Genomic DNA, 24,198 nt, shown 5'->3' with positions numbered 1-24,198 from the left:
TCACACAACCACGCAGAAAGAAAGCATCATGTTTGAAGCCGAAAAGCAACAAATTGAGGAAAAAATCCTGCAAATTCTGAGTGAAAAAGGGCTCCAGGATATCAAACTTACCTGGGGATGGATTCCGTTTAACGGTGCATGGGGTATGGCTGCCCCCTTTTTCCCGGTCGCCGCTCAGGAAGCCCGTATGGGGAAAAAGGTTCAGGTTCCTGTGAGAGCACAGGAACTGGCTGAAGAAGTCGCCCAAGCCCTTGGGAAACCCGCAGGGTTCGAGCGGGTAGAAGCCGTCAAGGGTTACCTGAATTTGTACTTCTCTTCAAGCGAATATGCCCAACGCGTAATTGACCAGGTGCTGGAAGAAGGCAGTGAATTTGGAAAGGGGCCCAGCCTGAACCAGCAGGTGATGGTTGAGTTTTCCCAACCGAATACCCACAAAGCCTTTCATGTAGGGCATCTAAGAAGTGCCATCCTGGGAGATTCCATCAGCCGCATACTGGAATTTGCCGGTTATGACGTCATTCGCGCCAATTATCCGGGAGATATCGGACTGCACGTCATCAAATGGCTGTGGAACTATATGAAATTCCACAACGGCGAAAAACCGCCTGCCGGTGCCACCACCCGCTGGATGGGTGATCTCTACGCCGAAGCCAACCGCAGGCTCGAAGAAAACCCTGAACTGGAAAGCGAAGTTCGCGCGCTTTATGCTCGCTGGGACAAACGGGACCCTGAAATCGTACGCTTGTGGGAAGAAACCCGTGAGTGGTCTCTGCAGGGTTTCCGCGAGATGTACAGGACACTTGATATCCGCTTTGATATTTACTACTTCAACAGCATGGTAGAACATCCCGGCAAGGAAGTGGTTGAAGAATTGATTCAAAAGGGTATCGCCCAGGATGAGCGTCCGGAAGGTCCGGTAATTGTCAAATTAGACGAATTGCTGGGGCTGAAAGAAGAAAAATACCGTGTGCTGGTAATCCTGCGTTCAGACAACACAGCCCTGTACGCCACCGAGGATCTGGCGCTGGCAAAACGCAAGTTTTCCGACTATCCCAATCTATACCGCTCTTACTACGTGGTAGACGTAAGACAATCTCTCCATTTCCAGCAGGTATTTAAGACGCTGGAACTGGCGGGATATGAATGGGCAAACCGGTGTCAACACATTCCCTACGAACTGGTAAATCTTCCCGGTAATGTCGTAATGGCATCCCGTGAAGGCACTGTGGTTCTGCTAGAAGACCTGATTCGGGAAGCCACTGCCAGAGCCCTGCAGGTAGTGGAAGAAAAGAACCCTGAATTGCTTCCTGAACAGAAGCAACAGGTAGCACAGGCTGTGGGAATTGGCGCAATCAAATACCCCATGCTGGCGAGGGAAAACACCAAAATTGTCACCTTTGACTGGCAAACTGCCCTAGATTTTAACGGGCAAGCCGCACCGTATATTCAATACGCTCACGTGCGTGCTTCCAGCATCTTACGCAAAGCTGGCGGCGTGCCACTCCATGCAGAAGTCAATTATCCAATGATGCCTGCGGAACTGCAACTAATTGACTTAATTTCGCGCTTCCCTAAAGAAGTCCAGCGAGCCGCCAGTGAGTTGAAACCCTTGCACATTGCCAATGCGGCATATGAACTGGCAAAGACCTTCAGCGATTTTTACAATGAATGCCCGGTTCTCACAGCTGAAGAACCGGTGCGAAATGGACGGCTGCGATTGGTAGCCGCTACACGACAGACAATTGCTAACGCCCTGGGGCTTTTGGGTATTCAAGCCCCCGAGGTCATGTAGGAAATCACAAGCGTTTGTAGATCAAGATTACAAACGCTTGTTTTTTCGAAAAATCACCTGATAAGGAGAGAAAGGTCACACTATGGCACCAATTCGAACCATCATCATGGGCGCTGCTGGAAGAGACTTCCATAACTTCAATGTTTTTTTCCGCGGGAATCCGGAATACGAAGTCGTTGCCTTCACCGCAACCCAAATTCCCAATATTGAAGGCAGAGTTTACCCTGCTGAACTGGCTGGGCCAAAATACCCCAAAGGGATTCCAATTTACCCCGAAAGCGATCTGGTGCGGTTGATTAAGGAACTCAAAGTTGATCAGGTCGTATTCGCTTACAGCGATGTCCCCCATGAATATGTCATGCACAAAGCCTCTACTGTGCTTGCAGCAGGTGCCGATTTCCGCCTGATGGGTACCAAAGCCACCATGCTGAAATCCTCGAAACCAGTTGTGGCGGTTTGTGCCGTACGTACCGGCTCAGGGAAGAGCCAGACCACCCGTCGTGTTTCTCTGATTTTGCGCGAATTGGGATACAAAGTTGCCGCCATTCGCCACCCCATGCCTTACGGCGATCTGGTGAAGCAAGCCGTGCAACGGTTTGAGACCTATGCTGATCTGGACAAGCACGAATGCACCATTGAGGAACGCGAAGAATACGAACCACACCTTGACAACGGCGTGATTGTTTACGCTGGTGTAGATTACGAAAAAATCCTGCGCCAGGCAGAGCAGGAAGTGGATATCATTCTGTGGGATGGTGGCAACAACGATTTCCCCTTCTATGTGCCCGATCTCTACATCGTGGTTGCGGACCCGCATCGCCCTGGACACGAACTGGCTTATCACCCCGGCGAAACCAATGTCCGCGCAGCAGATGTGTTCGTATTGAACAAAGTGGATACTGCACGTCCCGAAGATGTCATCAAAGTGCGTGAGAGTCTGTATGCAGTCAACCCGAATGCCATCTTTATTGAAGCGGCTTCACCCTTATTCGTTGAAAATCCTGGGGCTATCCGTGGCAAACGCGTGCTGGTCGTCGAAGATGGTCCCACGCTGACTCATGGCGAGATGGCTTACGGCGCTGGCTGGGTAGCGGCTCGACGCTTCGGCGCGGCTGAAATTGTGGACCCGCGCCCCTTTGCTGTGCGCAGTATCCTGGAAACCTACAAGAAGTACCCCACCACCGGCGCGATTCTGCCCGCTATGGGTTATGGTGAAGCCCAGATGAAGGATCTGGAAGAAACCATCAACCGCTCCGATGTCGACCTGGTCATCAGCGCCACCCCCATTGACCTGACCCGGGTGATTAAGGTGCAAAAGCCCATCCAACGGGTGCGCTATGAACTGCAGGAAATTGGCAAACCCGACTTGATGGACATCCTGTCTGAAAAGTTCGGCAAGAAGAAATAAGTTGTTTCTATAGGCTATGAATCGAGCCGTATATGAGGATTGTCCCTCGCATACGGCTCGATTTGCGGTTAAAATTAGCGTATGTTTGTTGATGAAGCCATCATTAAAGTTAGAGGCGGTCGCGGTGGAGATGGAATGGTGCATTTCCACCGCGAAAAATACGTTCCCCACGGTGGCCCCGATGGCGGAGACGGTGGGAGAGGGGGAAACGTGGTTTTGGAAGTGAAACCCACTCTCAACACGCTGGTTGCTTTCCGTTACAAAGATCGCTACCATGCTCAGGATGGCGCCCGCGGGGGCCCCAATAATATGAGCGGGAAATCGGCTCCCGATCTGATCATTCCTGTTCCTCCAGGCACAGTGGTCATGGATGCAGAAACCGGTGAGTTGCTTGGGGATCTCACCCAACCTGGACAGAGGTTAATCGTTGCACATGGTGGCCGAGGCGGCCGGGGAAATCAACATTTTGCCACCCCTTCCAACCAGGTACCTAAAATGGCGGAGAAAGGTGAACCCGGGGAAGAACGGATTTTACGCCTGGAACTCAAATTAATTGCCGATGTTGGAATTGTAGGCGTGCCTAATGCCGGCAAGTCCAGTCTACTGGCAGCAGTGACCAACGCGAGACCCAAAATTGCCGATTACCCGTTCACTACGCTGGAACCCAATTTGGGGGTTGCCGAACTGGACATCAACACCACCCTGGTACTGGCAGATATTCCTGGGCTGATTGAAGGCGCCCATCAGGGAGTAGGGCTGGGCGATGCTTTCCTGCGCCACATACAACGTACCCGCGTCCTCATTCACCTTCTAGATGGATTATCTGAAGATCCATTGGCAGACTACTCGCAAATTAACACCGAACTGGCGCTGTTTGACGAAAAACTGGCTGAAAAACCTCAACTGGTGGCTTTGAACAAAATTGATTTACCCGAAGTTCAGGAACGCTGGCCTGAAATTCAAAAACAACTGCGAAACCATGGCGTAGAGCCTTATGCGATATCGGCACTGGCTCGAACCGGAGTAAAAGAACTGCTCTGGAAAGCCGCAGAAATGCTCCAGAAAGCGCCCAAAGTCGAGGAAATTCCCGCGCTCCCCGTTTACCGGCCGGGAGAAGACCCCCGCGCTTTTACCATCGAACGGGTACCTGGCGGCTGGCGCGTACATTCCAAAGCCCTGGAACGCGCTGCTTCCATGACCTACTGGGAATATGAAGCCCCCGTGCGCCGTTTCCAAAAACTGATTGAAACGTTGGGGGTTGAAGAAGCCTTGCGCAAGGCAGGCATCCAGGAAGGGGAATCCGTTTTTATTGGCGACTACGAACTGGAATGGCAGGACTGACCCTTTCGCGCGTGGGTGTTTTTGGGGGGACTTTTGACCCACCCCATATGGCTCATTTAGCACTGGCAGAAGAAGCCCTGCATCAACTCAATTTGAGTCAGGTGTTGTGGATGATTACCCCCAATCCTCCACACAAACGCGGGGTGGAGATTACCCCCTTTGTCCTTCGGCTGGAAATGTTAAAAGAAGCCCTGAAGGACTATGCCCGTTTTGAGATCAGCACGCTTGAAGCGGAACTCCCCCCTCCACAATACGCCGTGGAAACTGTGCGCCTGTTGAGGGAGAAATTGCCTGACAGCGAACTTTTTTATCTCATGGGCGAGGATTCTCTCAGAGATTTACCGCTCTGGCATCAGCCTGCAAAACTGGTCAGCCTTCTTGATGGCATTGGCGTCCTCAGACGTCCTGAAGTCGTCCTGGATTGGGAAATATTGGAAACTTCCCTTCCAGGGCTTCGGGAAAAAGTATTCTTTTTCAACGCTCCACTTTTGCAAATTGCTTCACACGAAATCCGGCAGCGGATCTCCTCCGGACAACCTTATCGTTACATGGTACCTGAAGGCGTCGCCAGAATCATCGAACAATATCACCTTTACCAGTTCCCAGGGAATTAACGCCAAACCATGGCTTGAAGCCATAATACACTGATGATCAACGTCAGGAAGGTGATCACCACCCCACTGCGGGTATATTCCCCAAAAGACAGATTCACCTGCCTGCGGCTAGCAATCTCCGCCACAATCAGATTGGCAACCGAGCCAAGCAAGGTTAAGTTGCCTGCCAGGGTAGAGGATGCGGCAAGAGTCAACCAACCGGCTACCGGCTGGGCAGAACCTGCCACAACCGGACGCAAGAGCATGACCGCCGGCACATTCGAGACCAGATTGCTCAAGACAACCGAGACCGAGGTGAGCCCTAAAACATTCAAATTACCCTGGAAATTCAATGCCTCAAACAGGCGTTGCGTAATCCCATTGGCTTCCAATGCACCGGTGAGGATGAAGAGTGCAGCAAAGAAAACCAGCAGGCTCCAATCAATTTCTGCCAGCACTTTATCCGGATCCACCCGACGGGTGAAAAAGAGCACGCACGCTGCCAGAAAAGCCGCCAGCGCCACAGGAACTCCCGCCAGAAAACCAACCAGCATTGCCAAAATGACCAGCAACGTTTTGGTCAGTTGAGGCCTGAGGATATTTAATTGGGAGGACTGCATATCCGGAAAACGTTTGTCGCGAAATTCCTGAGGATAAAAGAGCACCAGAACCACCCAAACCACCCCCAAACCCAACAAAGCCACCGGAGTCAATGCCCCCGCGAACTGCGCATAAGGAATGCCTGACGAAACGCCAATAATCATGTTTTGGGGATTCCCCGTTAATGTGGCAGTTGAGCCAATATTGGCGGCTGTAGCAAGGGCAATCAGGTAAGGGATAGGATTGCGACCGAGGCTCAACAACAAACTCAACACCAATGGGGTAAGCATTAAACAAATGGTATCGTTCAAGAAAAGGGCGCTGAGCACCCCGGCAAGCAAAATTTCTACCGCAAGAAACACCTTGGGTCCCCGCGTCAGACGGAACAACAGGTGAGCAGCAACGCGGAAAAAACCCGCCAGTTGCAGATGGGCGTTTACCACCATCATACTGAAAAGCAGAATCAGGGTATCAATATCCAGATAATCGCGAAGTTTCTCGAATGGGATCTGCCCAAAGGCTAACAAAAGCCCTACCCCAATGACGGTAAGGGTAGTACGGTTAACGGATAAGCGAGGCCATTTTCCCAATGCAATGCCAACATAGGTGACCAACACGATGACAAGGTTAATCCAGAAATTCATAACTCCCGATTATAAAACAACGACGCCGATGAACCAGCGTCGTTTTGAAAAATCATGCCTTCGAGATTTACTCACTGACCAACTTAAGGTTACCCACCCCTACATTAATATCTATACGCAGTTGGGGTCCTTCACCTTTTGTGCGATATTCCTGTCCCTGAATCGTCCATGTTCCTTCCGTAGAGACATTGGTTAAGCCACCTGAAAGGACAATTCGACAATTTGCATCGGCAGGGACGATGACGGTCATATTGCCCAATCCACTGTCAATCCAGACCCTGGCCTCCCGCTGAAGTTTTCCGCTGAAATCCAGCGTAAAATTGCCCGCTCCCCCCTTGAAGGTCATTTCTTCAAAATTGGCATTTGCCAGTTTTTTCAACGTAATATTGGATGCCCCGGTCTCGTAAGTAAAACTGCGCATCACCTCTGGGTTGGGCACATTGAAAACAACCCGTACCTTACTGGCACCATCGGAAATCCTGAGTCGAGTCAGAGGGACATCGGAAAAATCCAGGTTTCCATCATATGCGCCCGCCTCAAGGGCAAAGTCCATGGAACGCTTTCCCAGGGTTAATTCCCAGCGATTTACCAGATTCTGAACACCCCGGGTAAAATTTGCGCTTTTTACTCCCTGTTCAACCCGTACTTCACGCCCCTCTCGCTGGATTTCTGGCTCCCAACCCTCCACGTTATATTCAACCTTCCCTTCAACAAGATTGTCAGCGCCACCAGACAGGGTTAACTCTCCCGCTCCCATGCGAATCAGCAACTCAGCCGGTTCCTGATCTGGATAAGGTTCTTTAATCTCGTAGGTTTGTGGTGCAATCAATCTGACCTCAGGCAAAGGCAATTCAATGGTACAGGCAAGAGCAAGAAGCATCAGAAGTCCTAACCAGATGAGAAATGCGTACCTTTTCATCCTATCCTCCTCCCCTCACTTGTTGCAACATTCATTCCATAGCAGATGATGACGGTACAACAGGAACAGGCACAGGGTATTTTTGTGTCCCAAAGCGGGAGAGAATCACTGCGCCTAACCCTATCATGGTTACCACAAAGGGGATCATCCAGCCCACACAGGGGATTGCCCCCAACAGGTTCGCCATCAACGAGAGCACAAGGGTTCCAACCCCCGCACTCACAGGCCCACTCCATGAAGTGTGAAAGAGTTCGGCAATCTTCTCGCCTGTCAGCAGTCCTGTAGCAAGCCAGCCATAAATCCATGCCAGTCCCAACGCTAGAATGCCCAGCAAACTCAATGGCAGGAAAATAATGGTAATAGCCATCACCAGCAAAACCCCCAACCCCACCAGGAAAGTGAGAAACCCGACAACACCTGATTGAACAGGGGTGGATTGCATCGTCGTTCCTACCCGCTCTAAAGGCTGGAGCATGAACAAAGCAACCAGCACCGCAAGCGCCCCCAGGGCAAAGGCTTGAAACACCCGCCAGAAGATATTCATGAGGGTGTCGAAGATCCCAAACCGTGGCGTCACCGGCTGGACAGGGAAAGAGAAAGATGGAAAATCATTCTGAAACTGCCCCTTCACCACACTACCGGTGTCGCGGTTAAGATTGGCTCCGAGCGTCACAATGTCCCCCTCAACAACAGCATGGCTGCCCAGGGAGATTACCCCCCCCATCGCGCTGATATCCCCGGTGACCGTCCCGTCCACGAGTAGGGTCCCGCCAATCAATGCGACATCTCCGTTTACCACAGAACCCTTTTCCAGTACCGCAGAACCCCCAATAATCGAAAGGTCCTGATCCCAGGTTTCTCCTTCTCTCAGGATAAAACTTTGCCCAATCACGGCTCCGTTCCCGGAGAACACAGAAGTTGTTGACACACACCCTGAGAGGGCAAAGAGAAAGACAACCACCACCGCAAATCCAATCCATCTGAATTTAATGTTCATAAGAGCGCTCCTCCCCCTTTCTAAACGTTCGAGACAATACCACGAACCACAATACTATTAAACCCAACAGGGATAACAGGAACAACAGAGATACAAACAGATGCAATGGAATCGGCGTTAATTGCATCCATGCTGAGAGAATCCCACCTAAAGAAGAAGTTAAGCCTAAGAATTGATGGATGACTTCTACACTTAACTTGAGCCACTCTGCCATAGAAAATCTGGTGAGGAAGAATACAAGAACGCCAACCAGCACCCCGGAAGCCACTCCGGAAAAAATCCAGAAGACTCTCCAGGCTTGTTTTCGCTGTTCACGCTCTTTCCGCTCCACCAGACTGGATTTCCAGCGTTGGACAAATCCTGCTCGTGGGGCAGCCATGCTCTTTTCCTGCAAAGCGCCCCGGGCTTCAAACCATTTCTGTTGCAAAGCACGGCAGGATTCACACTGGCGCAGATGCTCTGTAAGCCTCTGTTGCTCCTCCGGTGAAAGATGTTCGTCAAAAATCCAGGTTTCAAACGGTTGATGTGGTTTCATTGGCTCTCCTTCCCACAAGAGGCTTTTCCATTTCAATCTGGTATCGTTCTGCCAATTCCCGCCTTGCACGAAACAAACGGCTTTTCACGGCACTCACGGTCAGTGAAAGGGTACGGGCAATTTCTTCCTCCGAGAAGTCATACCAGTACCGCAGAATAATGGCGGCACGATCCAGTGAAGAAAGTTTTTTCAGAAGTTGGTGAATTTGCTCCTGACTGTCTCTCTCGGCGATCACTCTGGCAGGGTCAGGCGCACCGTCGGGAATGTCTTCTTCGGGTAAAAGATCCAGATCCAGCAGAGGTATGCGGCGTTTACGTTGCTGGTCTATGCAGTAATGGGCGGCAATGGAGAGTAGCCAGGTAATGAACGGACGCTGAGGATCATATCGACGCAGAGCCTGATAAGCCCGCCAAAACGCTTCCTGCGCGGCGTCTTCCGCTTCCTGAGCGTTTCCCAACATGCGGTAACAGAGGTTATAAACCGGTCTTTGATACAACTCCACAAGATAGGCAAAAGCATCCTCATTGCCCTGAATGGCTTGTTGTATCCATTCTGTTTCCAGGTGGCTCACCAGTTACTCCTGTCTTTCTTTCTACTACCATATACGAATACTTCCAGGAGAAGTTGCAAGGGCTTTGCAACAGCCTTTCATTCTTTGCAAAAATCTTGCTTATCCTTTTCTCTCCCCATTATAATCAGCCCCATGAATCTCACCGTCTTAATTCCCGTTTACAACGAAATTCAAACCATTGCGGAGATTATTCGCCGCGTAAAGGCTGTACAACTGGCATCGGAAATTCTCATTGTGGACGATGGCTCCACCGATGGGACACGGGACTATCTGATAACTCTGAAAGATGATCCCATCGTTCGGGTCATTCTTCATGAGAGGAATCAGGGGAAGGGCGCCGCAGTTCGCACAGGCATTCAACAAGCCAGAGGAGACTGGATCATCATTCAGGATGCCGATCTGGAATATGACCCCCGCGATTACCCTGTTCTGCTTCAACCCGTAGAAGAGGGCATTGCCGATGTAGTATATGGCTCACGGTTTTTGGGCGGAGCCAGACGTCCCATTCTGTTCTGGAACATGGTGGCAAATAAAATTCTTACCTTTATCACCAATATCCTGTACAACAACATCCTCACCGACATGGAAACCGGGTACAAGTTGTTTCGTCGGGATATTGCCCTTCAAATTCCTTTACATGCCAGAGGGTTTGAATTCGAACCTGAATTCACCGCAAAACTACTTAAACGCAAGGTGAGGATTTATGAAGTCCCTATCCGATTCAACCCACGGGAGTACTCCGAAGGCAAAAAGATCAAGATGAAAGACGCCTTCATCGCTGTATGGACATTATTGAAGTACCGTTTTGTGGATTAATCAAAAAAACCCGCCCAATCACTGGGCGGGTTTCAAATCTCTTACCCTGAGTTGTAGAGTAGTATTTCCGTTATAGGTATTTTGCTCCAGGGTATACAGAACATCCACAAACCGCGGCATGTTCTGAATATGGTGTCCCTGACGAAACGCAATAGCATCCCAGACAATCCGCCCATCCACCAGAGAAAGTTTCAAATGTTCACCACGAGCACCAACACAGCGTGCATCTTTCACCTGAACCCCTCGAGAGACAAAAAAGGCTTCAGGATTGCCCTCCCCGGTAGGTTGCAGGCGCCGAAGATCCCATAAAACCTCAGGTTGAATCTCCGAAAGGGGGAGTTCCATATCCGCATGCAGCGAGGGGATTAAGTCGAGATTACCTAAAGTCTGCTCTGCAATGGAGGATAAACGTTCTTGAAGAACAGGGAGGTTTTCGTTTCTCACAGTAAACCCTGCCGCAGCTTGATGTCCACCATGTCGCTCCAGCAACTCTGCACATTGATCCAGCGCCCGGGTAATGTGAAATTCAGGGATAGAGCGACAGGATGCGCGTGTTTGACCGGCATCTTCTTCGCTTTGCCCCACAATGGCTGGGCGATAGTACAGTTCAACCAGCCTGGACGCGGCTAGCCCAACCACTCCGGGATTGAAAGCAGGATCAAATGCCATGATCAGATAATCGCTCTTACCCGCGCTGGCAATCTCAATGGCTCTCTCCTGTACTTCCTGGGTCAAACGCTGGCGCTCACGATTCTGTGCGTCCAGTTGCTGAGCCAGAATCCCTGCCTGGAAAAGATCTCTTGCCAGCAACAATTCAACGGCTGCCTTTGCCGACTCTACCCTGCCAGCAGCGTTCAAACGCGGTCCAAGGATGAAACCAATATGACTTGACTCAATAGAAGGAAGTTTGAGACCAGCAACCCGTGCCAGCGCCAGGATACCCTCACGATTGGATTGTTTGAGAATCTCCAGTCCCTTTCGCACCAGAGAACGGTTTTCACCTGTCAAAGGAACCACATCCGCCACCGTGCCAAGAGCAACCAAATCCAACCAGTTGTGAGCGGATACGCCAACAAGAGGACGACGCAACAACAAGGCTTCAGCAATTTTGAACGCCAGTCCTACACCGGAAAGATGTTCATACGGATAAACATTTCCCGCCTGTTTCGGACAAATCACCCCCACGGCTTCTGGAAGTTCGCTACCCGGCTGGTGATGATCACTAATGATGATATCCATGCCCTGTTGGGCAGCCAGCCTGGCTTCGCCCGGCGAACGGATACCACAATCCACCGTAAGCAGGACATCCACCCCGCGTTCGTGCAATTCCCGAACCGCGTCGGCGTTTAAGCCGTAGCCCTCATCAAAACGATTGGGAATGTACCACTGGACATCTGCACCATAGGCTTGCAGGACTTCCACCATCAGGGTAGTAGCCGTTACCCCATCCACGTCATAATCGCCATAAATAGCAATTTTCTCGCGGTGATCCACCGCATACAGCAAGCGATCGACCACCTCGGTCATTCCCGAGAGCAAAAAGGGCGAGTACCCAGGGAGATCTGCCTGAAGGTAATGCTCGGCTTCAATTTTCGAAGTAATTCCGCGGTTATACAACAATTGCCGCGTTACGGGAGAATAATCTTTGAGTTCCTCAACCAGGTAGGAAGGCACAACCGGGGCAATTTTCCAGCGTTTTTCCTGAACAGGTTCCATGAGCCCTCACTCCACATAAATACGCGGCAGACGATTTGCCAACCCACAAACGACCTCGTAGTGAATGGTGCCCCATTCATGAGCACGTTCTTCAGCAGTAATTTCGTCATTGCCTTGCTGACCGATCAGCACCACCTCATCGCCCATCTGTGCCTCGGGAACCTGATCAAGGTTGACCATGCACTGATCCATACATACACTACCCACAACCGGCACCCTTCTCCCGCGTACTAAAACCATGTTCCCCATTTGACGGCGAAAACCATCGGCATACCCCACGGCACATACCCCAATCCGTTCCTCAGACTTGGTACGGTAGCGGTAGTTATAACTGATTCCATGATTGGGCGGGAAGATCTTTACAGAAGTCAAGCGTGTTTTCCAGGTTAGTGCAGGCCGAAAACCTTCGGGTAAAGGCGCATGGGCAGAAGGATTAAGCCCATAGATGGCTATTCCTGTACGAACGAGGTTATAGCGGGCTCGAGGGAAATACAACGCCCCAGCCGAGTTTGCCGCATGCACCCAGGCAGGACGCAACCCCGCAGATTCTAACCCGGAAAGCAATTTGTCGAAACGGTCCAACTGCCAGTGAGTCGTAGGCTTTTGCGGATCATCGGCTTCGGCAAGATGGGTAAAAGCTCCTTCTACCTGCAACCCCTCCAGAGTATGGAGCCAGCGCATCCATTCCACCCCTTCCTCCGGCGAGGCTCCCAATCTTCCCATGCCAGTATCAAATTTTGCATGGACGTAGAGAGGCTTGCCCACTGCTTTTGCCTGAGCCGCGTAGGCTTGCGCAACCTGGGAATCGTAGACAGCAAGGCGCACCCCTGCCTGTGCCGCTTCCCCGGCACGTTCAGGAGGAGTGTAGCCCAGCACAATTGGATGAGCGCGAATCCCTGCGCGATGGAGTTCCAGAGCCTCGTCAATGCGAGCAACCCCTAACCATTGAACACCCGCCTGAACTGCAGCACGGCTGGCTTCTATTAAGCCATGTCCATAGGCATTGGCTTTGACCACTGCCATCACAGGCACACCAGCGATTTCTTGTAACAGACGAATATTTTTACGGATGACACTGAGATCAATTTCAAGCCACGTTGTAAGATCTGCATGATCCATGGCGTGTAGTATACCAGAATTTATCAGGTCTTCGGCGCAGGTACGGTATAATTGTCGCGTTATGAGACATTTCGAATTTGAGTTGATTGCCACAGATGGAAATGCACGCGCGGGGGTTTTCCACACACCCCATGGAGACCTGCTCACCCCTATTTTTGCCCCGGTGGGGACACAGGCTACTGTAAAAGCCGTAACCCCCGCTCAACTGGAAGAACTGGATGCCTCGCTCGTCCTGGCAAACACGTACCATCTGTACTTACGCCCAGGGGCGGATCTGGTAGCCGAGATGGGTGGATTACACCGTTTCATGCAATGGCATCGCCCCATGTTGACCGATTCAGGTGGCTTTCAGGTATTTTCTCTTTCGGCTATGCGAAAAATTGACGAAGATGGGGTTACCTTCAAAAGCCATATTGATGGCTCACTTCACCGCTTCACCCCTGAAAAGTCCATCCAGATTCAGGAACAGTTAGGCGCGGACATCATCATGGCATTCGACGAGTGTGCCCCACCTTACGACCGCGCATATAACGAACGGGCACTTGAACGCACCCACGCCTGGGCAGAACGCTGCTTGAAAGCCAAAAGCCGCCCCGACCAAGCCTTATTTGGCATTGTCCAGGGTGGGGTTTTTCCAGATTTGCGAGAGCGTTCGGCAAATTTTATCGCCTCTTTGCTCTGTTGCAATCATGGTTGAAATGTGGTAAACATACGGTATGACCACACGAGAAAGCAGATACGTCCGAGTGGCGAGGATCGCCTACCGGCTTGCCAAACAAGCATTACCGATGTATTCACATGCCAAGAGTCCCCATCACTTCACGTTGCCGCAGTTGGGGGCCTGTGTTTTGTTGATGTTCTACCTGAATCTCAGCTATCGCGACATGGAAGAATGGCTGCTGGCAAGCGATGCGGTTGGTAAGGAGCTGGAATTACCGCGTGTTCCCGATCATACGACCCTGCAACGTACCTACGCCAAGATACGCAAAGCGGATTGGATGCGCATGAACGAGACCTTGCTCGAGGAAATCGGACGGCCTGAAGAAGAAGGGGTGGCTGCCGATAGTACCGGCTTCTCACCCGGCCCGGCCAGTTCTTACTACCAAAGCCGTTCGGGAAAAGCCTATCGCCACTGGGCGAAGGGCGTTTATGCCGTTGGAATTGTCTCGCAATTCATCCTTGCGATGCAATCCGGCTGGGGTCCAGGTAGCGATGCCCCTTATCTGGGCTATCTGCGCCGCAAAGCCAGGCGGTTTGCCAAACGTCGGGCTTGGGTCTTGCTGGCCGATTCAGGGTTCGATGGTCGGACTGTCCGGCCTCAAGACTTGATTCCACCCGTTCGGCGAGGTGGAAATTTGCTGGCCCCTGAACGACGAGCAAGAAGCGAGCTTGTCTCTGCGGCTCGCCTGGATGGTCTCTATGGTCAACGCTGGAAGACCGAAACCGTGAATTCGGTCATCAAGCGCAAATTCGGGCAAGCCATCCGCTCGCGGAAACGCAGCCTGCAAAACCGAGAACCGATTATCAAAGGACTGGTCTACAACATACACCGCTAGGTGTATCTCTTCCTAACCTATCTTTGCAACAGAGCATCGCCTCTTTGAATTTCCCCGGACATGCCATTGGTGGGCTTTCTGTGGGAGAAACCAAAGCCGAGATGCACGCCATGCTGGAGATTGTCAACGGAATCTTACCGGCAAACAAACCCCGCTACTTAATGGGCGTAGGCTCTCCCGAAGACCTGGTAGAAGGGATTGCACGTGGCGTGGATATCTTCGATTGCGTATTACCCACCCGGTTGGCGCGTCACTCGGCGGCAATGACCTTTACCGGGCGATTGAACCTGATGAATGCCGGGTTTGCCCGAGACCCTCGTCCCATTGATGAAACCTGCACTTGTTACACCTGTCGTACTTTCAGCCGGGCTTATCTCAGACACCTCATCGTTGCCAGAGAGATGCTGGCATCCACCCTGATCTCCATTCACAACATTCATACCCTGCTTACCCTGGTACGGCGAGCGCGGCAAGCCATTCTGGAAAAACGCTTCAACGAATTCCGGGAGGAATTTCTCTCCCATTATCAACCCCGTGGGAAACATGCACACCCCCTTGACGAAAGGAAAACACCATGACCCTTTTGGAAGCCATCATCCTGGGAATTGTGCAGGGCTTGACCGAATTTTTGCCGATTTCCAGTTCCGCTCACCTGGTGATCGTTCCTGCCCTTTTTGGATGGAAACTCGACCCTCAAATTGTCTTTCCTTTTGATGTCATTATTCAGGTTGGTACACTGGTAGCAGTCATCGCTTACTTTTGGCAAGACCTATGGAAAATCCTCATAGCATGGATGCGCGGGATTCAACACCGTAATCTATTTGAAACACCGGATGCCCGCCTGGGCTGGTACATTTTGCTGGCAACTCTGCCTGCCAGCATTGCCGGGGTATTTCTTAAGTCGGCGGTAGAAGCGGCATTTCACAGCCTCACCACAACCGCATCCTTCCTGTTGGGAACTGCAGTATTACTGTTTCTGGCTGAAATGCTGGGCAAGCGCACCCGTTCGCTCTCGCAAATGAATGCCCTGGACGCGATTGTCTCCGGCTTCTTTCAAGCCCTTGCCATTTTTCCGGGGATTTCCCGCTCCGGATCAACCATCACCGGGGGACTGCTGCGCGGGTTGGATCGTCCCTCGGCGGCTCGTTTTTCTTTTCTGATGTCCATTCCCATTATGCTGGCAGCCGGCGCTATGGAAGGATTGAACCTGATTCGCGAGCCAGGACTGTGGGAGTTTCTTCCCCAACTCTCAGCCGGCTTCATCACCGCGGCAATTGTTGGGTATGCCTCAATTCACTGGTTACTGGGATATTTACAGCGACACAGTTTGAGAAGTTTTGCCCTGTATTGTCTTGTTGTGGGTGCAGGAATCCTTGCCTGGCAAATCCTTTTATAAATTTCAACCATGCAACTTTCTAAACCCTGGCTGAAACTCCTAAGCGTGTTGGGGATATTCCTGATTGGTTGTGTATCTCAGCCTGTATCCCAATCTGTCCCTACCCCGGCATGGTTATACGTTCAGGTTCCCGATTCTTTGCTTTCCCTCTCTGATGATTTTCAAGCCTGTACTCCGTCAAGAGGTGGGCTAGCCTTGCTTTCTCCTCTTGAACCAGGTACTCCGCAAATTACTTTGAAGTGGGGAGAAATTCAATCCAGCAATTCCCATGCCTATGAAATAGGAGAGGAACATCTGTTGTTCATCGTGCACCCCGATAACCTTATTGCCCAGGTTCGCTTCGAGGATATCCAGAAAGCCTACACCGGTAAACTTTCTTCCTTCAACTGGCAGAATTTGGGAGGTAGCAATCTGCCCCTCACCCTGACAAGTTATGCCCCTGAAAGCGAAGTAACACCTCTTCTTCTCCAACTCCTGGGGATTTCAGAGGCAGATTTGCCACGGGAACTGGTTCTCGTTCCATCCCCACAGGCAATGCGCACTTTCATTGCAAACACACCCGGTGGATTAGGAATACTTCCCAGCCGTTGGGTGGATGATTCGGTGCGTGTTCTACCCCTTGAAGGGTTAAACAAGCCTCAAACTTTCCCCATTCTTGCTCTCAGCACCGATGAGCCGCAGGGACACGCCTACGAGTGGTTAAGTTGTCTACAAAACCGTCTGGCTGAGTTACCATGAAGCCAATGGAGAAACCAACCATCACTATACGTCTGCGAGATCAGAAATACACGATTCAGGGAGCTTCAACTGTTCGAGAAGCCCTGGAGATTCTGCAAATTCCACCTGAACTTTTCCTGGTTGTCAGGAACGGCGAACTGCTGGATGGGGAGACACCCCTTAACGATGGAGACTTTCTCCAATTAGTGGGAGCAATTTCAGGGGGTTCCGCCAAGTAAACGGTGGTTTAACTCCCGTACATCTTCACTGTAGCGCTGTACCTCTTTGCGCAGTTTTTGAGGATCATCGCCATAACGCATCCGCTGGGCTAAAAATTCGTACTCTTCAGTGCCATCCAATGGCAGTGTCACATCTCTGGCATTTCCTCTCACCATTCTCAATGAGTCAATGCACCAGCGCAAAAACGTATGGGCTTTGCGCAAACGGGTATATTCTTCTTCCGAGATAACACCGACCTTTCTCAATGCTACCATGGCATCCCGCGTGTTGGTCTGACGCACTTCAAGATACTGCGCCCCATAGCGCATTTGTAACCCCTGCACCAGATATTCAATGTCCACCAATCCGCCCTGACTGTATTTCAGGTTAAAAGTTCCCCCTTTTACCAGATGGCGAATCTGGCGCTCACGCATAGCGCGCATGGCAGTGACATCAAAACCTTCTCCCCGATAAATGAACTCATCCCGCATCCGGCAAATCGTTTCGCCCAAACGTTCATCCCCCGCTACAGGACGCATCTTGACCAGTGCCTGACGCTCGTACGCCCAGGCTGGTCCGGAGGGTGAAAAATACCGCCGAAAAGCATCCAGAGAAACCGCCAGATTTCCCGCTTTGCCGTAAGGTCGAAGACGTAAATCCACCTCAAAAATCCCCTCGCGGCGACTGCGCATGGCTTTGACAAAATACTCAACCAGTTTCTCGTAAAACTCAGCCGAAGAAATGACCTTTGGACCGGTTGTCTGCCCATTTCCTTCATAGACAAACATTAACTCAATATCCGAAGCAAACCCCAATTCTCTACCGCCAAACTTCCCCAAGCCTAAAACGCTCATCTGACAAATCCTGCCATCGTCGAGCAAAGGAGTTCCATAGACACTGCGTAAATCTTCATGGCAAAGATGAAAAGTCACGTTGGTGACCACTTCCGCAAGATCGGTCAATTCGCTGGCAAAGTCCCAAAATTCCTTCGTATGCCCGAGGATGTGGCGCATGTCAATCCGAAACATTTCACGGTCCCGCCAGGCATTCAAAGCCTCAATCCAGGGGGCGTTTTCATCGGGTGCCTGAGCGCCATGATGAAGTTCATCCAGAATCCCCCCAATCTCTTCCTGCAATTTTTCACGAGACTTCACCGACCCCAGAGCCTGAACATCGGTAACCACAGGGAACAGATTGGTATATTGAATTCGCAGGAAATCTTCCCAGAGAAAGTCACTCACACCCAGCACCTGAGCCAGCGCTTGAAGCACTTCAGGGCGTTCCACCGAAGCAACTTCATCCGTCCAGTTAGGTCGCCTCAACAACTGATCCATGAAGTCGCGGAAATGCAGCAGCGCATTTTCCGGGTTGGGAGAAAATGGGAGCAAATGGGTAAAATGCTTAATCAGCACGGTTGCAGTGCGAAGTTCACGCAGTTTCTCTTCGCTGGTAATTTTGTTGCCGTTCAAATCTGTCACGTAGAGCACATCGCGCACGCGTTGATTCACCGTCTCGATGCGTACACGGTCAATATAGATCCCGGTAATTGCCAGCGCATTGGTCAGTTCATACAAAAAACCTACCGTGTCCTGAGACTGAATATGCAAAAGCGTAAGATGCTCACTGGAATCATTGTCCACTACTATTTCCAGAGGATACAGTGGTGGGGCTTGTACAAGCGATTCAGGTTTTCGAACACACTTTGCAACCCTTTGCGTCAAATCCCCCATTACCTCACGCCTCTCTCCGGAGCGCATTTGAATTAAGCAGGTGGTCAAATCTGCTGAAAATTCATCCCACGCCGAAGAATCTACTTTATGGTAGTCTACAGGTTGAACAATAAAAACATCAACAATTTTTCGCCGCGGGTCGCGCGCAGACGGCATTACAGCGCTATTTTTCAGGGCTTCATAAGTGAACGCATCGCCACTGAGAATGTTCCACCCATGAACGAATAACAACCCCGTAATAATCGAAAACAATCCAGGGACATCCAGTGCCACAATGGTAACCTGCCATAGATTGCCCTCTAACGGATGGGCTTCTACACGACAGGGGATTTTCTCGTTCAGCAACCGCGCCAATCGAGCATGCTGAGCAATTTGCGCTTCAGTATACGTTTCGCGATAAGAAACCGTCATGCGATTGAGATGCTGAGTTACCTCTCCCTGTTCTCCATTGTTTTCCGCTTGCGCAGAATTTACAGGTGAATTTGCGCTCATATGTCCATTCCCCACATATTTCAAAAAAACGGCACGGATGGCTTTACGGTGTTGCTCATAACGATCCAGAAAGACCTGTTCAGGGTTTTTTCCATCATATCCCAAACGTCGCGCCAGTTTGCGCAAAGCCTCAGGATGATTGGGCAAACTATGGGTTTGGCGGTAATGCATCATTTGCAAGTAATGCTCCACCGTTCTCAGGAAAATATAGCCTTCAGAGAGAATACGATACTCATCCGGATCAATCAAGGCAAGAGCCGCCAAACGCACCAAACCCTCGAGGGTATTCCCGGTCAAAATCTCCGGCTCATCAGGGCCATAGGCAAGTTGAAGGAACTGCAAGGTGAATTCCACATCTCTAACCGAACCTTCTCCCAGTTTGACCTCGCCCCATAACTGATCTTTTTGTTTCAATACCGCTTCTGTGCGCTGTTTCATGGCAAAAACACTTGCGCGCACTTCGTCCACCCCATGGGAGAAAATTGTCTGATGAATTCCATCAATGAATTTTTGTTTTACCTGAGGAGAACCACTGATGACACGGGCTTTCAAAAGAGCCTGCTTTTCCCATGGGCGAGCATGATTTTTCAAGTATGAGAGATAGCCATCAATTGTTGAAACGAGCGGACCAACCCTTCCCCATGGACGCAACCGCATATCGACACGATAGAGGAATCCCTCTTCAGTGACTCGCGAAAGGACATCAATCAGGCGCTCCCCTACGTGCTGAAGCCTTTCCAGGTCTCCTGAATCGGTTAGAAACAGCAAGTCAATGTCCGAAGAATAATTCAATTCACCCCCGCCCAATTTGCCCAGGGCAATCACCGTCAACGCTTCAGGGGGTACATTCAAGTTCTCACAGATAAGATGCAGAGAAAGTCGAATCAAAGCATCCGCAAGCGCGCTCAATTGACGGGTTACCGCAGGAAGATCGTATAAATCCAGCAGGTCACAAATTCCGATACGCAACAATTCAGCCGACTGATAACGGCGTAAGTCATTCATCCATTGGAGAGACTCTTCTTTGTTTTCTTTAAGCCATGCAAAGGCTTCAGAATAAAATTGTTCAACCGACTTGGGGCGCGCCATCCGCCGATAGGAAGGTAAACGAAAAATGAGGTCAGGGTTGCGAAGCAAAATCTCCGATAGAAATTGGCTTCGCGAGAAAAGGACCGTCAGAATTTCAATAACCCGGAGATTTTGGGAGAGATAAAACCATAACCTTTCCGAACGTGGTTGCGATGTCAGGCGCTCAAAGTATGTCAGAATCCTTTCGATGTCGTCCTGTTCCTCTATCACCGTCATCAAATGGGAAAGGACCGACTCTTCAATCGCATACTGTTTGAGGAATTCTAAAATGTGGAGAAAGGAAACTTGTGCAGGGCTTGAAAGAACAAATTCATCGGCTCCAACCCGCGAGGAAGGCTTTTCCAGCATAGGACGTATCATAATCCTCATTATACCCGAGGCAAAATTACCCCTTCGGGTAGTCTTTTCTTTCATGAGCGTGAATACAATCAAGCCATCAATTGCTTGACTCTGATGGAGGTTCTCATGACTACCGTTGCTGATGTAATGAAGTTGAAAGAGAAAGTGCAAATGGTTGATTTGCGCTTCACCGACATGCCTGGCACATGGCAACATTTCTCAATCCCTGCCGTCCAGATGGAAGAGTCACTTTTTGAAGAGGGAATTGGTTTCGATGGGTCGTCCATTCGTGGCTTCAAAGAGATTCACGAATCCGACATGCTCTTGATTCCAGACCCTTCTACGGCTTTCATTGACCCTGTGCTGGAAGTGCCTACGCTGGTCATCATCTGCGATGTGTATGATCCCATCACCCGCCAGCCTTACACCCGCGACCCCCGGCATATTGCCAAAAAAGCCGAGGCGTATCTGAAACAAACGGGAATTGCTACCACCAGTTATTGGGGGCCCGAAGCAGAATTTTTCCTGTTTAACGACGTGCGATACGGCGGAGGTACGAATTCCTCTTTCTACCACATCGATTCGGTAGAGGGCTGGTGGAAATCCGGTGAAGACCTCAAGCCCAATCTTGGCGCACAAATTCCACCCAAGCGTGGATATTTCCCCGTTCCTCCCGCCGACACCCAGCAGGATATTCGCTCAAAAATTGTGCTGGCGTTAATGTCCGCGGGCATCACCGTAGAAGTTCACCATCATGAGGTTGCTACAGCCGGGCAGGCAGAAATCGATATGCGCTTCGATACGCTTTTGCGCATGGCGGACAACGTGATGGTTTACAAATACATTGTGAAAAATGTTGCGCGTCAGAACGGCTTAACTGCAACCTTTATGCCTAAACCGCTTTTTGGCGATAACGGTTCAGGGATGCATGTTCATCAGTCTCTGTGGAACGGTTCAACTAACATTTTCTACGATCCTTCTGGATACGCTTCTCTTTCCGACCTGGCAAAGTACTACATCGGTGGATTGCTCAAGCATGCGCCTGCTCTGCTGGCTATCGTTGCGCCAACCACCAACTCATACCGGCGACTTGTTCCCGGCTTTGAGGCGCCGGTCAATCTGGCATATTCGCAACGCAATCGCTCTGCTATCTGCCGCATACCGGTATACAGCAAAAGCCCCAAAGCCAAACGTATCGAGTTCCGCGCGCCCGATCCCTCCGCGAACCCATACCTCACTTTTGCGGCTCTGCTCATGGCGGGTTTGGATGGCATCCAGAATCGTATCGACCCTGGTGAGCCTGCTGACAAAGACCTGTACGAACTTCCCCCAGAGGAAGCCAAACTCATTAAACAGGTTCCTGGTTCGCTGGACGCAGTGCTGAAAGCCCTGGAAGAAGACCATGAGTTCCTGTTGCGCGGCGATGTGTTCACTACGGATTTCCTTGAGGCATATATTGCTTACAAGTACGAGAACGAGGTTGATCCTGTGCGCATGCGACCGCATCCTTACGAATTCACCCTGTACTACGACGCGTAAAGTTCCAGCGCAAGGCATGGTTTCTCAAAGGGCTGTCCTCAAGGCTGGACAGCCCTTTTTTGACGGGCTTTGAAAGAGCAACGCTTCTAAATCTTTGATGTTATGATTAAAGAGATGAGTGAAAGAAAAGGACAACTTTATGTGGTGGCAACGCCCATTGGCAATCCCAAAGATATTACATTAAGGGCAGTAGAAGTATTGCAGAACGTCCAAGCCATTATCTGCGAGGAACACCGTATTGGCAGTACTTTGTTGAAAAAATTGGGCATTCAGAAGGAAATCATCGTGCTTAACGAACACAACGAAGCCGAGAAAGCCCCTGATGTAGCCCGCCGTATTCTGATGGGCGAATCCATGGCATTAATTTCCGACTGCGGTACCCCCGTGTTTGCCGACCCCGGTGCCAGCCTGATTGCTCATCTAGCCGAATGGGAAGTGCCCGTTACCCCAATTCCCGGACCGTCTTCACTAATGGCGGCACTCTCTGTGCTTGATTTTCGCCTGGAGCGCTTTCACTATGCCGGCTTTCTTCCCCGGGACAAAACCGAACGACGGAATACCCTACGTGGGTTGCGCAACCTGCGAGTCCCTATTGTAGTGATGGACACCCCCTACCGTCTTATGCAGGTACTGGATGATGTGGCTTCAGTTTTCGGAGGCAATGCACGTATCACTCTATGCCTGGATTTGACCCTTCCAGGGGAAACTATTTTCAGAGGCAAAATAGATGAAGTACAACACAAGATTAAAGAGAAGAAAAGCGAATTTATCCTGATTATTCACTAGGCTGAGACATCAAGCCTCGAGGTACTGCTAAGATCATCTTGTCAACGATTCTTCCAGAGGTGTCCTGATGAAACACTCCCGGTTTTTTCGTTTTTCGCTGTTTGCCCTGATTTACTTCGCCGAGGGAGCCATTCTGAGTTACTTCACTGCCCTCAACGGCATTTATCTACTGTCCTTTGATGTCAGTATGACTCAGATTGGGTTGATTGGTTCGATTGCACTCCTCCCCTTCGTATTGAAAATTTTTCTGGGGTTAATCAGCGATCGTTTCAATCTCTTTCATCTCGGACACCGTAAGCCCTATATCCTGATCGGTTTAATCGTTCAATTCGTTTGCTTGCTGGTTGTTCCTCATATCCATCCGGGACAGCAATTTGCCTTATTTGCCTTTCTGGCATTTCTTCTTATGTCAGGGCAAGCCCTGTATGACACCAGCACAGATGGACTGGCACTGGATACCACAGCACCCGAAGAAGAAGGCACTGTACAGGGCATTATGGTGGGAGGTCGAGCGCTGGGCGTGGTGCTGATTTCCAGCATCATCGGTTGGGTAGCGCAAAATGCCTCATGGATGTGGATGTTCTATCTGCTTGCGCTTCTCACCCTTATTCCTCTTCCCCTTGTGCTCTCACTTCGAGAATCTGAACGTACCGCTCAGCAACGCTTTACCTGGCAGGGATTTTCTGCCTTTAAGTCCAGAGAGGTAATTGCACTGGGAATTCTCGGTGCGCTCTACTCCATGATCATCAACGCCGCAAACCAGATTGTCAATCCTTTCCTTCAGCAGACCTTTCAAATTAGTGTCAGTTTTGCGGGGTTCACCACTACCATCTGGGGCATTGGAGTCATCCTTGGAGGATTACTGGGCGGACTTTTGACAGACCGGTTAGGGCAATCCCGTTCGGTAATAGCGGCTGTACTTCTTTCTCTTACCAGTATTTTCGGATTGAGCCTGACCCCTAATGCTTTCGTGGCTCTCTTCCTTGTGATGGTTTTCGGGTTTGCTTTTGGCTATTATGAGACGGTTTACTTTGCCACCTCCATGAGAGTAACAGACCCACGCATTGCAGCAACCATGTTTGCCATCCTGATGGGAATTGCCAATCTTGGTACAGGAATCGGTCTGGCATTATCTGGCTCTCTTTCAGACTGGATTGGCTTCCGCAATACCTTCATCGTCTTTGCATTGCTTAACTTACTGGCGTTCCCACTTCTTCCATGGGTATTTCCCGGTCGAGTAATGCAAAAAGTCAAAACCCCATAATTCCTGGAAATGAGGTCCAC

General features: G+C 50.6%; 21 protein-coding genes and 1 pseudogene. 14 read left to right on the top strand and 8 right to left on the bottom strand.

Going from position 1 to position 24,198, the window contains the following annotated elements; genetic code table 11:
- Nucleotides 1–28: 28 nt before the first annotated feature.
- From argS to nadD, 4 genes are all read left to right on the top strand, one after another.
- A complete protein-coding gene (argS, locus tag ANT_RS06620) occupies nucleotides 29–1,792 on the top strand; it encodes an arginine--tRNA ligase (RefSeq protein WP_013559741.1) in 1,764 nt (587 codons plus the stop codon).
- 82 nt (nucleotides 1,793–1,874) lie between these two features.
- Entirely contained in the window at nucleotides 1,875–3,200 is a 1,326-nt protein-coding gene (locus ANT_RS06615) for a cyclic 2,3-diphosphoglycerate synthase (RefSeq protein ID WP_013559740.1), read from the top strand.
- Between the two features lie 81 nt (nucleotides 3,201–3,281).
- Nucleotides 3,282–4,541 (top strand): GTPase ObgE, encoded by a 1,260-nt coding sequence (obgE, locus tag ANT_RS06610; protein WP_013559739.1) that lies wholly within the window; start codon nucleotides 3,282–3,284, stop codon nucleotides 4,539–4,541.
- Nucleotides 4,529–5,155 carry a nicotinate-nucleotide adenylyltransferase gene (gene nadD, locus ANT_RS06605; RefSeq protein ID WP_013559738.1) on the top strand — a complete coding sequence of 209 codons (627 nt, stop codon included), beginning with the start codon at nucleotides 4,529–4,531 and terminating at the stop codon, nucleotides 5,153–5,155. Before obgE ends, nadD begins: the two co-directional genes overlap by 13 nt.
- Here nadD and ANT_RS06600 read toward each other — a convergent pair.
- The 5 genes from ANT_RS06600 to ANT_RS06580 form a co-directional block, all read right to left on the bottom strand.
- Entirely contained in the window at nucleotides 5,152–6,378 is a 1,227-nt protein-coding gene (locus ANT_RS06600; protein ID WP_013559737.1) for an anion transporter, read from the bottom strand. The genes nadD and ANT_RS06600 overlap by 4 nt on opposite strands.
- Nucleotides 6,379–6,445: 67 nt before the next feature.
- Nucleotides 6,446–7,297 carry a toast rack family protein gene (locus tag ANT_RS06595; protein ID WP_013559736.1) on the bottom strand — a complete coding sequence of 284 codons (852 nt, stop codon included), beginning with the start codon at nucleotides 7,295–7,297 and terminating at the stop codon, nucleotides 6,446–6,448.
- Nucleotides 7,298–7,328: 31 nt separating this feature from the next.
- Nucleotides 7,329–8,294 (bottom strand): DUF8173 domain-containing protein, encoded by a 966-nt coding sequence (locus ANT_RS06590; protein WP_013559735.1) that lies wholly within the window; start codon nucleotides 8,292–8,294, stop codon nucleotides 7,329–7,331.
- Nucleotides 8,284–8,829 carry an anti-sigma factor family protein gene (locus tag ANT_RS06585; protein ID WP_013559734.1) on the bottom strand — a complete coding sequence of 182 codons (546 nt, stop codon included), beginning with the start codon at nucleotides 8,827–8,829 and terminating at the stop codon, nucleotides 8,284–8,286. Before ANT_RS06585 ends, ANT_RS06590 begins: the two co-directional genes overlap by 11 nt.
- Entirely contained in the window at nucleotides 8,807–9,400 is a 594-nt protein-coding gene (locus tag ANT_RS06580) for an RNA polymerase sigma factor (protein ID WP_013559733.1), read from the bottom strand. Before ANT_RS06580 ends, ANT_RS06585 begins: the two co-directional genes overlap by 23 nt.
- A gap of 132 nt (nucleotides 9,401–9,532) precedes the next feature.
- On the opposite strand from ANT_RS06580, the gene ANT_RS06575 reads away from it, so the two are divergent.
- Nucleotides 9,533–10,216: a glycosyltransferase family 2 protein gene (locus tag ANT_RS06575; protein ID WP_013559732.1), complete on the top strand. Its 684-nt coding sequence runs from the start codon at nucleotides 9,533–9,535 to the stop codon at nucleotides 10,214–10,216.
- A gap of 18 nt (nucleotides 10,217–10,234) precedes the next feature.
- Here the strand turns inward: ANT_RS06575 and recJ are convergent, their stop codons facing one another.
- The gene (gene recJ / locus ANT_RS06570) at nucleotides 10,235–11,932 is read right to left on the bottom strand and encodes a single-stranded-DNA-specific exonuclease RecJ (protein ID WP_013559731.1); all 1,698 of its coding nucleotides are present in this window, start codon (nucleotides 11,930–11,932) and stop codon (nucleotides 10,235–10,237) included.
- Between the two features lie 6 nt (nucleotides 11,933–11,938).
- Entirely contained in the window at nucleotides 11,939–13,051 is a 1,113-nt protein-coding gene (alr, locus tag ANT_RS06565) for an alanine racemase (RefSeq protein ID WP_013559730.1), read from the bottom strand.
- A gap of 61 nt (nucleotides 13,052–13,112) precedes the next feature.
- Between alr and ANT_RS06560 the strand changes: the two are divergent.
- The 6 genes and pseudogenes from ANT_RS06560 to thiS all read left to right on the top strand — a co-directional run.
- Nucleotides 13,113–13,727: pseudogene (locus ANT_RS06560) on the top strand (tRNA guanosine(34) transglycosylase Tgt); the annotation flags it as partial.
- Nucleotides 13,728–13,797: 70 nt separating this feature from the next.
- Nucleotides 13,798–14,607, top strand: a complete 810-nt coding sequence (locus ANT_RS17685; protein WP_172634560.1) for a transposase — start codon at nucleotides 13,798–13,800, stop codon at nucleotides 14,605–14,607.
- Between the two features lie 23 nt (nucleotides 14,608–14,630).
- Nucleotides 14,631–15,185 carry a tRNA-ribosyltransferase family protein gene (locus ANT_RS06550; protein WP_049784836.1) on the top strand — a complete coding sequence of 185 codons (555 nt, stop codon included), beginning with the start codon at nucleotides 14,631–14,633 and terminating at the stop codon, nucleotides 15,183–15,185.
- Nucleotides 15,182–16,003 (top strand): undecaprenyl-diphosphatase UppP, encoded by an 822-nt coding sequence (gene uppP / locus ANT_RS06545; RefSeq protein ID WP_013559729.1) that lies wholly within the window; start codon nucleotides 15,182–15,184, stop codon nucleotides 16,001–16,003. The genes ANT_RS06550 and uppP overlap by 4 nt, the downstream gene beginning before the upstream one ends.
- Nucleotides 16,004–16,012: 9 nt before the next feature.
- A complete protein-coding gene (locus ANT_RS06540) occupies nucleotides 16,013–16,741 on the top strand; it encodes a type 2 periplasmic-binding domain-containing protein (protein ID WP_013559728.1) in 729 nt (242 codons plus the stop codon).
- Entirely contained in the window at nucleotides 16,738–16,959 is a 222-nt protein-coding gene (thiS, locus tag ANT_RS06535) for a sulfur carrier protein ThiS (protein ID WP_081460204.1), read from the top strand. Before ANT_RS06540 ends, thiS begins: the two co-directional genes overlap by 4 nt.
- On the opposite strand, the gene ANT_RS06530 is transcribed toward thiS, so the two are convergent.
- Nucleotides 16,939–20,610: a [protein-PII] uridylyltransferase family protein gene (locus ANT_RS06530; protein WP_172634579.1), complete on the bottom strand. Its 3,672-nt coding sequence runs from the start codon at nucleotides 20,608–20,610 to the stop codon at nucleotides 16,939–16,941. The genes thiS and ANT_RS06530 overlap by 21 nt on opposite strands.
- Nucleotides 20,611–20,715: 105 nt before the next feature.
- Here ANT_RS06530 and glnA point away from each other — a divergent pair, with 105 nt between their 5' ends.
- From glnA to ANT_RS06515, 3 genes are all read left to right on the top strand, one after another.
- Complete coding sequence (gene glnA, locus ANT_RS06525; protein ID WP_155818031.1) at nucleotides 20,716–22,128, top strand: type I glutamate--ammonia ligase; 1,413 nt, start codon at nucleotides 20,716–20,718, stop codon at nucleotides 22,126–22,128.
- A gap of 114 nt (nucleotides 22,129–22,242) precedes the next feature.
- Nucleotides 22,243–22,914, top strand: a complete 672-nt coding sequence (gene rsmI, locus ANT_RS06520) for a 16S rRNA (cytidine(1402)-2'-O)-methyltransferase (protein WP_041455386.1) — start codon at nucleotides 22,243–22,245, stop codon at nucleotides 22,912–22,914.
- 67 nt (nucleotides 22,915–22,981) lie between these two features.
- Entirely contained in the window at nucleotides 22,982–24,178 is a 1,197-nt protein-coding gene (locus ANT_RS06515; protein ID WP_013559723.1) for an MFS transporter, read from the top strand.
- Nucleotides 24,179–24,198: the final 20 nt, after the last annotated feature.

Origin of the sequence: Anaerolinea thermophila UNI-1, from assembly GCF_000199675.1 — a bacterium.
Classification (GTDB): Bacteria; Chloroflexota; Anaerolineae; order Anaerolineales; family Anaerolineaceae; genus Anaerolinea; species Anaerolinea thermophila.
This window is presented reverse-complemented; position numbering and strand designations above follow the sequence as displayed.